The organism is Alphaproteobacteria bacterium, from assembly GCA_035625915.1.
Classification (GTDB): domain Bacteria; phylum Pseudomonadota; class Alphaproteobacteria; order JACZXZ01; family JACZXZ01; genus DATDHA01.
The window spans coordinates 1-11140 of record DASPOR010000151.1 but is presented as its reverse complement, the minus strand read 5'-3'; the positions used below and the strand labels follow the sequence as shown (position 1 = coordinate 11140).

Genomic DNA, 11140 nt, shown 5'->3' with positions numbered 1-11140 from the left:
ATGAACCCACTGCCTTCCCCGATGCCGTCGCCAGAGCGCTCCGCCCGTCAGGCCTGGCGCACGATCCGCACGCTTCTTCCCTATCTTTGGCCGCGAGGTGCCGTCGAACTCAAGGTGCGGGTGGTTGCGGCCCTTTTGTTTCTGGTGGGTGCGAAGGTCTGCAACGTATACGTGCCAATTCTCTATAAGCAGGCGGTGGACAGCCTCGGGGCCGGTGGGGCCGGGGTATCGGCTGCGGCCAAAGTGGCGGTCGGCGTGCCCATTGGGATCATCCTGGCTTACGGCTTGGCGCGCGTTCTTGCGCTCGGGTTCGGGGAGATTCGCGACGCGATCTTCGCAAAGGTCTCGGCGCGCGCGATACGGCAAGTCGCCCTCAAGACATTCGAGCATCTTCATCATCTGTCGCTGCGCTTCCATCTCGACCGGCGCACCGGCGGGATGATTCGCTCGATCGAGCGGGGGACAACGGGCATCGAGTTCCTGCTGAGCTTCATGCTCTTCAATATATTGCCGACCCTTGTCGAGATCGGACTCGTCTGCGGCATCCTGTGGGCGCTTTTCGACTTCTGGTATGCGCTGGTCACATTCGTGACCATCGCCGGCTATATTACTTTCACACTTGGAATCACCGAATGGCGCACGAAATATCGCCGGGAGATGAACGACAGCAACAGTGAGGCGAACACGAAGGCGATCGACAGCTTGCTCAATTATGAAACGGTCAAGTATTTCGGGAACGAGGGTCATGAGGCGCGCCGGTTCGAGGACTCCTTGGCCCGCTACGAACGAGCCTCGATCCGAAGTAAAGTGACGCTTTCACTCCTCAATGTCGGCCAAGCCGCCATCATCGCACTCGGGCTTACAGTCATCATGGTGATGGCGGGGCATGGTGTCGTGGCGAAAGAGATGACGGTCGGCGATTTCGTGCTGGTCAACACCTATCTCATTCAGCTCTACATCCCTCTCAATTTCCTCGGCTTCGTCTATCGCGAGATGCGCCAGTCCCTCATCGATCTGGAAGACATGTTCCGCCTTCTCAAGGTCGACCAGGAGATCGAGGATTCCCCGGGCGCCAAGCCGCTGATCGTGAACGGCGGAGAGGTCGTCTTTGAGCGAGTCTCTTTCGGTTACGACTCGCGGCGGCCAATCCTCAAGGACGTATCGGTCATGGTTCCGCCGGGGAAGACGGTCGCGATCGTCGGGCCTAGCGGTGCGGGCAAGTCGACCATCTCGCGGCTTCTCTTCCGCTTCTACGACGTAAGCAGCGGGCGCCTCGCGATAGACGGACAGGACGTGCGCGACGTGACACAAGCGAGCTTGCGCGCGGCGATCGGGATCGTTCCCCAGGACACGGTCCTCTTCAACGATACCATCTACTACAACATCGCCTATGGCCGCCCGGATTCGACGCGCAAGGAAGTCGAAGCAGCCGCCAGCCTTGCCCGCATTCATGATTTCGTCATGGCCCTCCCCGACGGCTACAAGGCGATGGTCGGCGAGCGCGGCTTGAAGCTTTCCGGCGGAGAGAAGCAACGCGTCGCCATCGCGCGCACGATTCTCAAGGATCCCAAAATCCTCGTGTTCGACGAGGCCACCTCGGCCCTCGATTCAAAGACCGAGCAGGAGATTCAGGCGAGTTTGCGCGAAGTATCCGCAAACCGCACCACACTCGTGATCGCTCATCGGCTTTCCACCGTCGTGGACGCGGATGAAATCATCGTTCTCGACGAAGGCCGCATCGCCGAGCGCGGCAGACACGCCGAGCTTCTACGCCGCGGCGGTAAATACGCCGAAATGTGGACGCGTCAGCAGGAGGCGGCGGCCAAGCACAGTCTGGCCGCGGTCGATGGAGATACGAACGGCAGCCTGGAGTCGGTCGAGGCCGTACCCTGACGGAGGGCGGGGCGCCTTCAAACGTAAGAGGGTTTTTGAGAGCACAATGGAAAAACGTGCCGAAGCGACGACGCTTGTCGATAGACGTGCCGTACCAATGGGGGGCTCATGACCAAGACCACGCTCATAAAAAATGCGGACTGGACGGTCGCATGGGACACGACTCGGGGCGACCACTGCTATCTCCGGGGTGCGGACGTCGCATTCGCAAATGGCAAAATCTCGTTCGTGGGCACCGGCTACCGCGGCGAGGCAGATGAGATCATCGACGGGCGGCGGATTTGCGTGATGCCGGGCCTCGTCAACATCCACTCGCATCCCTATTCGGAGCCGCTTTCGAAGGGATTTTCGGAAGACGGGGGCAATCCACGCATGGGCCTCTCGGGACTTTACGACTTCATGCCGGCATATGGCCCTGACGAGGTTGGCCGACTGGCATGCGCGGAAGTTGCCTATGCGGAGCTGCTACGCTCCGGCGTGACGACGCTCGTCGACATTTCCTCACCCTACCCTGGCTGGCTCGATCTCATCGCCAAGAGCGGACTGCGCGGCATATTGGCGCCGGGGTTCCGCTCGGCGCGGTGGTATACGGAAAACGGCCGCGAGGTTCGCTACGAGTGGAGTGCGGATGGCGGTGCGGGCGCAATGGAAAGAGCGCTCGAGCTTGTCGACCGCGCACTCAACCACCCGAGCGGCCGGCTCTCCGCCATGATCATGCCGGCCCAGGTCGACACCTGCACGCCGGAGCTTTTGCGTTCGGCGAAGAACGCGGCCGAGGAGCGGAGTATAGCGCTCCAGATCCATGCCGCCCAAAGCATCGTCGAATTCAACGAGATGGCGCGGCGCCACGGTATGACGCCCCTGCAGTGGCTCGACGGCCTTGGCATCCTCGGGCCGAACAGCATCGTTTCCCACGCGATCTTCCTCGACAGCCACTCCTGGATCCGGTGGGGGACACGCAAGGATCTTGACGTTCTTGCGCGGACCGGGACGACCGTCGCCCATTGTCCGACAGTCTTCGTGCGGCACGGGATGTTGCTCGAGCACTTCAATCGTTACCGCGAAGCGGGTGTCAATCTTGGGGTCGGGACCGACACGTTCCCCCACAACATGCTTGAGGAGATGCGCATGGTGGCCCTTTTAGGTCGGGCCGCCTCGCGTCAACTGGAGATCGTCGCGACCGGCGATGTGTTCCATGCCGCGACGGTGGGCGGGGCGCGAGCACTCGGGCGGGACGATATTGGGCGGCTTGTCCCGGGAGCCAAAGCCGATCTCGTGCTCATCGACCTCGACGAACCGGCCATGAAGCCGGTGCGCGATCCCTTGCGCAGTCTCATCCATTCGGCCGCCGAGCGGGCGGTCAAGGACGTCTATGTCGACGGTGTCAAGGTCGTGGCCGACGGGCGTGTGCTTAGCCTCGATTACGAAGGTGCCGCGGAGCGGCTTACTGCGGCCGCCGCCAAGGCCGAAGCGGCCGTGCCGGCCCTCGATTGGGGCAAGCGTACAGGCCGCGAGCTTTCGCCCCTATCGCTTCCCCTCCAATAACGGAGCGCCGGCCGTGGCGCGTTGCTGCGGATTCGGATAGGAAGGGCTCATGAATTCGGGGCGAAGTGCCGGCGGTAAGGCAGCGAAGGCGACCGGTATCGACGACGTGGCACGCCTCGCGGATGCGCTCGATGCCGGCGACCGGCGCGCGGTCGCGCGAGCCATCACGCTTGTCGAATCGTCGCGCGCCGACCATCGCGAACGGGCGGAAGCACTTCTCGAGCGAGTGATGCCGTCGACCGGCAAATCGATGAGGCTCGGTATTTCCGGGGCGCCCGGCGTAGGCAAGTCCACGTTCATCGAGGCGTTCGGGCTCCACGCAATCGCCGAGGGACATCGCGTTGCCGTGCTCGCCGTCGATCCGTCCTCCAAGCGCGGCGGCGGTTCCATTCTCGGCGACAAGACCCGGATGGAAAATCTTTCGAACGCGCCGGAAGCATTTATCCGCCCTTCACCCGCCGGTGCGACGCTTGGCGGCGTTGCGCGGCGCACGCGCGAGGCGATGCTCGTTACCGAAGCGGCAGGCTTCGACGTGATCGTGGTCGAAACGGTTGGTGTCGGGCAGTCCGAGACCGCCGTCGCCGACATGGTGGACATGTTCATCCTTCTGACCTCCCCTGCGGGCGGGGACGAACTTCAGGGAATCAAGCGCGGGATCATGGAGCTTGCCGATCTTGTGGTCGTCAACAAGTCGGATGGCGCACTATTGTCGGCGGCCAATCGCGCAGCCGCCGATTACCGCCGTGCCCTCCAACTCATCCGGCCGAGTTCACCCAAATGGCGCACGCCGGTCGCCCAATGCTCGGCTCTCGACGGCAAGGGGATTCCGGAGACCTGGAACATCGTCGAACGCTACCGAACGGCCCAGACGGCGAACGGAACGTTCGCAACCCGGCGCCAGGAACAGGCGCGCGCCTGGTTATGGAGCGAGGCGACCGAGACTCTGCTTGCTAATCTCAAAAGCCATCCGGGTGTTGGCAAGCGAATCGAGGAAATCGAGAAGGCCGTGGCTGCCGGCAGGGTGAGCCCCACCGCCGGCGCCCGGCGATTGCTCGAGGCTTTCCAAAAGTCGTAACGAAAGGGGCAAGACATTTTGCCGCTCAGTTATACACAGAATTCACCCACTTACGCACAGGCTGTACCCGATGACACATGGGGATAACTGCGCCAATGAACGTTGATCCATCGTTTTTTGTTGTCGGACCGGCGTGCCAAAACTCGGGATATCCTCGGCAAAAAATCTTTGCGCAAGGCATTGGATTTACTGATTTAGTCGCCTACCCTGGCGTTGGAACGCCATGACTTTCGGAGGGGGCTTGCTTTGGAATGGGACTCACCAAAAGATCGAAGATGGGCGCTGCAATGACACCCGAGGCAGACACCCTTTTCCCTGACGCCACCGTGAAAAAGATGAACACACCGACGAACCAAGGCCTGGGACTGCTGCCCTATCAGGCACTTAAGGCACTCGTTGCGGACGGCGTGGTCAATGCCGCGAATGGCATTCTCGATGAACAGATTCAGCCGGCGAGCATCGATCTAAGGCTCGACAGGTTCGCCCACAGGATTCGCGCAAGCTTCCTGCCGGGAGAACAGCGCACCGTGCATGACAAAATCGCACAATATGGAACCCACGATATCGACCTGACGAATGGGGCCGTTCTGGAACGGGGATGCGCTTACATCGTTCCGTTGATGGAGCATGTGAAACTTCCAGGGCGAGTCGCGGGTGTCGCAAATCCGAAGAGCTCGGTCGGGCGGCTCGATATCTTTACTCGACTGATCACCGACCATGGAACGGAGTTCGATCGCGTGGCCGCCGGCTATCATGGCCGGCTTTATGCGGAGATTTCACCACGAACCTTCTCGATCGTCGTGCATCAAGGCTCGCGCTTGAACCAGCTTCGGCTTCGACGAGGAACGCAGAGTAGCTCAGCGGCCGAGATCCTGGCGCTGCACGAGAAGGAGGGGTTGGTCGATCGGGATCTGAGCAGGGTGGCTCTGAGCGAAGGTGTGCCGTTGACGGTCGACTTGGTTGGCGAGAATCGTGACGGACTCGTTGGATTTCGAGCCAAGAAGCACACGGGATTGATCGACCTCGACAGGGTCGGCCAGTACGATCCCGTCGATTACTGGGAACCGATCTACGCGACCAAAGACACGAGCCTGATCCTCGATCCTGGAGAGTTTTACATCCTGGCCTCAAAGGAAGCCGTAAACATCCCGCCGACGCACGCGGCGGAAATGGTCGCCTATGACACCTTCGTCGGTGAATTCCGCGTCCACTATGCGGGCTTCTTCGATCCCGGATTCGGTCATGCCGACGAGCGCGCAGAAGGTACGCGCGCCGTACTCGAAGTCCGTTCTCACGATGTGCCGTTCATGATCGAGGACGGTCAGCTTGTCGGCCGGCTCGTTTTCGAACGACTGACGGACAGGCCCAGTAGGCTCTACGGTGCCGGGATCGGTTCTTCATACCAGCGCCAGGGGCTGCAGCTTTCGAAACAGTTCAAGCCGTTCGCGTGACGCCATCCGCCCGGTTGGCTTCGTCGCCGTTGCGGAAGATGGTCCGAAAGGGACCCACGACGGCGACCGGGTATGCGCTCAATATCCCGGCGGAACCGCCATGGTACCGTCGCCGACGATCACGCTCGAGCCGCCGACGCTCACCTTTGCCACGCGGCCGCGACGTTTTTCGGCACGCGCCTCGATCACACTTGGACGGCCCATGGCAACACCCTGGTCGACACGCCAGGCGAAATCGCCTTCGCCTTGCCGCTCGCGCGCCGCGAGCGTTGCGGCAAGTGCCGCACAGGCGGAACCCGTCGCGGGGTCCTCGCTGACCCCCAGTCCCGGGGCGAACATCCGCGCATAGAGGCGGCTGCCGGGCGCCAAGTCGCCCGAAAAGAGGAAGAGCGGTGCGGCCCATGCCTTGGCGAAATTCGCCGACCAGGCCGCACGGTCGAGGGAAGCGCGGTCGACGGTTTCGGGATCGCGCAGGTGGACGAAGCTAAATCGCAAACCCACGCTTGCGAACCACGTGTCCAGCACGGCGCCGTCCGAAAGCGAAAGTGCTGCCGCCGCTTCCTTGCGGCCGGGCGTGTCCGAGGGGATCTCCGCTTCCCTTTCCAGAACGAGACGGGTGAACGTCGGCGTCTTCCCACGCTCGATTTCCACGCGCACCGGCCCCACGCCCTCCTCGAACGTAAGCGACTGAAGATCGCTTTGCACTTTCCCGACATGGATCAAAACGGCCGCGGTGCCGACGGTCGGGTGCCCCGCGAAGGGCAGTTCCTTCTCGGGGGTGAAGATACGGACTTGGCACGTATGCTGACGATTTCGAGGCGGAAGCACGAAGGTCGACTCGGCGAAATTGATCTCGCGCGCGAAGGCCTGCATGGCGCGGTCGGACAATCCCTCGGCCTCGGTGAAGACCGCGAGCTGATTGCCGCCGAACGCCTTTTCGGTGAAGACGTCGGCGATCACGAAGCGGTAAGGCATGCGATGTTCCACTCCCAAAGCACATCGAGATTCAATCGTCCGCGCAGACGAGCGAAGCGCTTCGCGGGACGCCGGATTTTCTCGAACAAGCGTGCAAACTCGACACGCCACTTGGCTCGAAGGGCCTTACGCTATCGCTGCAGCCCTTGACCCTCAAGGGCCTATTCGGTAAAAGCCAGCCTCTTGCCCCGTCCTCGGTGGGCCAGGCAAGCTTTCTCGCATGGTGGCTGAGGCGAAAAGCCTGAAAGGACAAAGGGATAGCATTATGTCGCGTCGTTGCACCCTGACCGGCGTTGGCGTTCAAACCGGCAATAACGTCAGCCACGCCAACAACAAGACCCGTCGTCGCTTTCTGCCGAACCTGCAGCAGGCCTCGCTGATGAGCGACGCGCTCGGGACGACGGTGCGCATGCGCGTGAGTGCGGCGGGTCTGCGCACGGTCGAGCATCGTGGCGGGCTCGATGCGTTCCTGCTGTCGGAGCCGGATCGGAATCTTTCGATGCCGGCCTTGCGTGTGAAGCGCCGCATCGAGAAGGCGCTCGAGAAACGCACACCTGCCGCCTGATCCCTCGTACTGGCGAAAGTCTTGGAATGACGAAGGCCCGCATCCTGCGGGCCTTTCGCTTTTCGAATACCCCTTGCCTCGGGTTCTACTCCATCGCGGCCGCGGCCGATCCGCGGGCTGCCGACTTCGGCACATGGAGCAGAACGAGGAGCGGGATCGCCACGATCGTGATCACCATCATGAGCCTGAAATCGTTGAGGTAGGCGATCATCGCGGCCTGGCGGTTGATCTCGGCATTGAGAGCGGCCATTCCGGCCGTCGTATGCAGGTCCCAGTACCGTTGGACATCGGGTGCTGCGAGCGCCCAATTGAACGGCGAGGCGTTGACCGCGAGGTCGGCATGGTTCACCTGCGTGCTGCGGTCGAGCATCGTCTCGACGACCGAGATCCCGATGCTGCCGCCCATGTTCCGCACAAGACTGAAGACGGCGGCCGCTTCGGTGCGGATGAGGGGAGCGAGGGTTGCAAAGGCGACCGTGCTGAGGGGAACGAAGGTGAAGCCGAGGCCGACACCTTGTACGGCTCCGGCGACGATGATCGGCTCCGAATCCATCTGGAGCGAATATTGCGACATCTGCCAAAGGGAAAACGCCGTGAGCCCCAAGCCGACGGCAAGGATCAGGCGGATGTCGATTTTGCCGATCAACGGACCGACCACGAGCATCGCGACCATGGTGCCGATGCCGCGCGGTGCGAGCAGCGTGCCCGTCGTGACCACGGGATAGTTCATGAGGCCCTGCATCAGCGGCGGCAGGAGGGCGAGGGTCGCATAAAGAATGATGCTCACGATGAAGATGAAGATGAGCCCCGCCACGAAGTTGCGGTCCTTGAAGAGGGCGGGCGAGACGAACGGATGGGCCGCAGTCATCATGTGGACGAGGAACACCCAGAACCCGATCGCCGCGAGGGCGAGTTCGATGCGGATCTCCGTCGAGCCGAGCCAGTCCTTGAGCTCGCCGCGATCGAGCAGCAGTTGGAGCGCGCCCACGCCGAGGCTCAGCATCGCAAAGCCGAAGACATCGAACGGGCGCGCGCGATCCTTCACGGTCTCGGTCACGAAGATCGAAATACCGAGGAAAGCGAGCGCTCCGATCGGCAGATTGATGTAGAAGACCCAGCGCCAGTTGTAATCCTCGGTGAGCCAGCCGCCGAGCGTGGGTCCCAGGATCGGCCCCACCATGATGCCCGCCCCCCAGATCGCCATCGCTTGGCCATGCTTCTCGCGCGGGTTGATGTCGAGCAGCACGGCTTGGGAAAGCGGAACGAGGGCAGCACCGAATAGGCCCTGAAGCAATCGATAAAGCACGATCTGGCCGAGTGTTTCCGCGACACCGCAGAGAGCGGAGGCGGCGGTGAAGCCGGCAACCGCAAGGAGGAACATGCGCTTTCGCCCGAAGCGGCCCGTGAGCCAGCCGGTGAGCGGCGTGGCGATCGCCGCGGCCACGATATAGGACGTCAGCACCCAGGTGATCTGGTCCTGCGCCGTCGCGAGGCTGCCTTGCATGTGGGGGAGGGCCACGTTCGCGATCGTCGTGTCGAGGGCCTGCATGATCGTCGCAAGCATGATCGACACGGTGATGAGCCCGCGATTGGCGACCGGACCGTGGTGGGCTTCGGCGACGGCCGTCATCGGAAACTACTTGGAGTCCGCGAAGGCAGATCGAATGAGGCCCCAGAGCGAGCGACGATAATTCGTGTCGACCTCGACGGTTGCACTCATGCCCATGCGCAACGGGCGGTCGGGGTCGGGATTGTCGATGACGAGGCGGACCGGTACGCGCTGCACGATCTTGACCCAATTACCCGTGGCGTTTTGCGGCGGCAGCACCGAGAACTCGGAGCCGGTACCCGGGCTGATGCTCGAGATCTTGGCGGTGAAGGTTTTGTCGGGATAGGAGTCGATATCGACGGTTGCCTCCTGCCCGTCGCGCATGTGCGCCAAATCGGTCTCCTTGAAGTTCGCCTCGACCCAGACATGTGTCGTCGAGACGAGGGCGAAGGCGGGTGCCGAGGCGTTCAGATAGTCGCCGACCTGGAGTTGATCGACGTGGGTGACGATGCCGTCGGTCGACGCGGTGACGACCGTGTGGGAAAGATCGAGTTCCGCTTGATCGAGTTGCGCCTTCGCCTGAAGGACCTGGGGGTGCTGGTCGGGCGGGATATTGGGATCGCCGCCGAGGCTTGCCAGCACGTTGGCGATCTGCTGCTCGACGACGGCGACCTGCTGGCGCGCGTTCTCCAGGGCGTGGCGTGCCGCGTCGTATTGGGCCTGGGAGGCGACGTGGCTTGCAAGGAGCTGCTGCTGACGCTCGTACTCGTGCTGCTGGTAGACGAGCGTATCCTGTGTTGCCTTGAGATCCGCCTGTTTCTGGCGATAAGTGGCGCGCAGCCCCTCGATCTGCAACTTGGCGTCGGCAAGCTGCGCCTTGGCGCGCTCGACCGCGATGCGGTAGATCCGGTCGTCGATGCGGTAGAGAAGCTGCCCCGTCTTGACCAGCTCGTTTTCGTGGACGGCGATCTCGACGACGCGCCCGCCCACGTCGGCGCTGACCGTGACCCTGTCCGCCTTGACGTAAGCATCGTCCGTCGAGACAAAGCGCCCGCCGAGGAGATAGACGTATGCACCCCCAACGAGGATCGCGAGCGGCAGGATCATCATCGCGACGAACCGGCCTCGTCCGCGTAACGCGCGCCGGAGCCGGCTGCCCATTTTGGGTGCTGGGGCCGGCCGTACTTCCTCGCGACGAAGCGGGATCGGCTCGCGCTTGGCTTCGCTCATCCCTTCGCACTCCATGCTGCCGTCGCATCGGGTGTTTCCGACGCAAAGGGCTGTGGATTCACGGGGTCCGCCACGGGTTCGGAAAGGTTCGTTCGCACGCGAAGCAGGAGGTCGATGAGCAGATCGTGCTCCTCGGTCGTGAGACCGGTGAGTGCTTCCGCCCGGACCTTGGCGCCAATCACGCGCATGCGTGCGAAGGTGTCGCGCGCTTTCTCGGTGAGAAAGAGGAGACGCAGCCGCCGATCCGTCGGATGGGGGCGGCGCACGACCCAGCCGGCTTCTTCCATGCGATCGACAAGGCGGACGAGGGTGATCGGCTCGACCTCGAGGATGTCGGCAAGCCGCGCCTGGCTGACTCCTTCTTCACGCGCGAGGAAGGCAAGTGCGCGCCATTGGGCGCGGGTGAGGCCAAGGCTCTTGGCGCGCTGGTCGAATCGCTTGGCGAGCAGCCGGGCGACGTCGTGGACGACGAAGCCAAAGGCGCGGTCGAGTTCAACATCGTTCATAGCGCTGGTTATAATAAGCACTGCTATTATAAGCAAGTATAAAAGCGAGGTAAGAGGCTCACTTATCGGCGGTCTGGTCTCTGTGCAACGCGCTATACGCCGTTACACTCGCGAACAGTGGCGCGATATGCTCGCCCTCATCATGTGGGATACGACTCACAATTCAAAATGATGGAGCGCCACAAATGGACGATCCGCGCCTCAAGCAATTCGCAGAATTGCTTCCAAAGGTCACCGACGCGGACATTCATGTGGCGAGTAAGCGTAAGCAAGTCGTCATGAGCTTCGGCGCCCTCCCAGTGGTGGACGAAAATTCCAAAGTCATTTCTTGCGCCATTAAGTTTCGTCTCG

The 11140-nt window shown here is 62.3% G+C and carries 9 protein-coding genes; 5 read left to right on the top strand and 4 right to left on the bottom strand.

What is annotated here, in order from left to right; all coding sequences use genetic code 11:
- The 4 genes from VEJ16_11945 to VEJ16_11930 all read left to right on the top strand — a co-directional run bounded on the left by VEJ16_11945 (window position 1) and on the right by VEJ16_11930 (window position 5964).
- On the top strand, window positions 1-1893 hold the full coding sequence (locus VEJ16_11945; GenBank protein ID HYB10375.1) for an ABC transporter ATP-binding protein/permease: 1893 nt from the start codon (window positions 1-3) through the stop codon (window positions 1891-1893).
- A 108-nt stretch (window positions 1894-2001) separates the two neighbouring features.
- Window positions 2002-3438, top strand: a complete 1437-nt coding sequence (locus tag VEJ16_11940) for an amidohydrolase family protein (protein HYB10374.1) — start codon at window positions 2002-2004, stop codon at window positions 3436-3438.
- Window positions 3439-3487: 49 nt separating this feature from the next.
- Complete coding sequence (gene meaB / locus VEJ16_11935; GenBank protein ID HYB10373.1) at window positions 3488-4513, top strand: methylmalonyl Co-A mutase-associated GTPase MeaB; 1026 nt, start codon at window positions 3488-3490, stop codon at window positions 4511-4513.
- A 251-nt stretch (window positions 4514-4764) separates the two neighbouring features.
- Window positions 4765-5964, top strand: a complete 1200-nt coding sequence (locus VEJ16_11930) for a 2'-deoxycytidine 5'-triphosphate deaminase (GenBank protein ID HYB10372.1) — start codon at window positions 4765-4767, stop codon at window positions 5962-5964.
- A 78-nt stretch (window positions 5965-6042) separates the two neighbouring features.
- Here VEJ16_11930 and VEJ16_11925 read toward each other — a convergent pair whose 3' ends face one another.
- Window positions 6043-6939 carry a PhzF family phenazine biosynthesis protein gene (locus VEJ16_11925; GenBank protein ID HYB10371.1) on the bottom strand — a complete coding sequence of 299 codons (897 nt, stop codon included), beginning with the start codon at window positions 6937-6939 and terminating at the stop codon, window positions 6043-6045.
- A gap of 265 nt (window positions 6940-7204) precedes the next feature.
- On the opposite strand from VEJ16_11925, the gene rpmB reads away from it, so the two are divergent.
- Window positions 7205-7504 carry a 50S ribosomal protein L28 gene (gene rpmB / locus VEJ16_11920; GenBank protein HYB10370.1) on the top strand — a complete coding sequence of 100 codons (300 nt, stop codon included), beginning with the start codon at window positions 7205-7207 and terminating at the stop codon, window positions 7502-7504.
- Window positions 7505-7589: 85 nt separating this feature from the next.
- Here the strand turns inward: rpmB and VEJ16_11915 are convergent, their stop codons facing one another.
- Genes VEJ16_11915 through VEJ16_11905 form a run of 3 tightly spaced genes read right to left on the bottom strand, consistent with a single transcriptional unit; the run spans window position 7590 to window position 10789 of the window.
- Window positions 7590-9134: a DHA2 family efflux MFS transporter permease subunit gene (locus VEJ16_11915; protein ID HYB10369.1), complete on the bottom strand. Its 1545-nt coding sequence runs from the start codon at window positions 9132-9134 to the stop codon at window positions 7590-7592.
- 6 nt (window positions 9135-9140) lie between these two features.
- Window positions 9141-10283 carry an HlyD family secretion protein gene (locus VEJ16_11910; GenBank protein ID HYB10368.1) on the bottom strand — a complete coding sequence of 381 codons (1143 nt, stop codon included), beginning with the start codon at window positions 10281-10283 and terminating at the stop codon, window positions 9141-9143.
- Window positions 10280-10789 (bottom strand): MarR family transcriptional regulator, encoded by a 510-nt coding sequence (locus tag VEJ16_11905; protein ID HYB10367.1) that lies wholly within the window; start codon window positions 10787-10789, stop codon window positions 10280-10282. The genes VEJ16_11910 and VEJ16_11905 overlap by 4 nt, the downstream gene beginning before the upstream one ends.
- Between the last annotated feature and the right edge of the window lie 351 nt (window positions 10790-11140).

What these genes read in the sequence shown, in the direction of transcription:
- VEJ16_11945 (HYB10375.1), top strand. Translation starts at nt 1, where the DNA reads ATGAACCCACTGCCTTCCCCGATGCCGTCGCCAGAGCGCTCCGCCCGT.
- VEJ16_11940 (HYB10374.1), top strand. Translation starts at nt 2,002, where the DNA reads ATGACCAAGACCACGCTCATAAAAAATGCGGACTGGACGGTCGCATGG.
- meaB (HYB10373.1), top strand. Translation starts at nt 3,488, where the DNA reads ATGAATTCGGGGCGAAGTGCCGGCGGTAAGGCAGCGAAGGCGACCGGT.
- VEJ16_11930 (HYB10372.1), top strand. Translation starts at nt 4,765, where the DNA reads ATGGGACTCACCAAAAGATCGAAGATGGGCGCTGCAATGACACCCGAG.
- VEJ16_11925 (HYB10371.1), bottom strand. Translation starts at nt 6,939, where the DNA reads ATGCCTTACCGCTTCGTGATCGCCGACGTCTTCACCGAAAAGGCGTTC.
- rpmB (HYB10370.1), top strand. Translation starts at nt 7,205, where the DNA reads ATGTCGCGTCGTTGCACCCTGACCGGCGTTGGCGTTCAAACCGGCAAT.
- VEJ16_11915 (HYB10369.1), bottom strand. Translation starts at nt 9,134, where the DNA reads ATGACGGCCGTCGCCGAAGCCCACCACGGTCCGGTCGCCAATCGCGGG.
- VEJ16_11910 (HYB10368.1), bottom strand. Translation starts at nt 10,283, where the DNA reads ATGAGCGAAGCCAAGCGCGAGCCGATCCCGCTTCGTCGCGAGGAAGTA.
- VEJ16_11905 (HYB10367.1), bottom strand. Translation starts at nt 10,789, where the DNA reads ATGAACGATGTTGAACTCGACCGCGCCTTTGGCTTCGTCGTCCACGAC.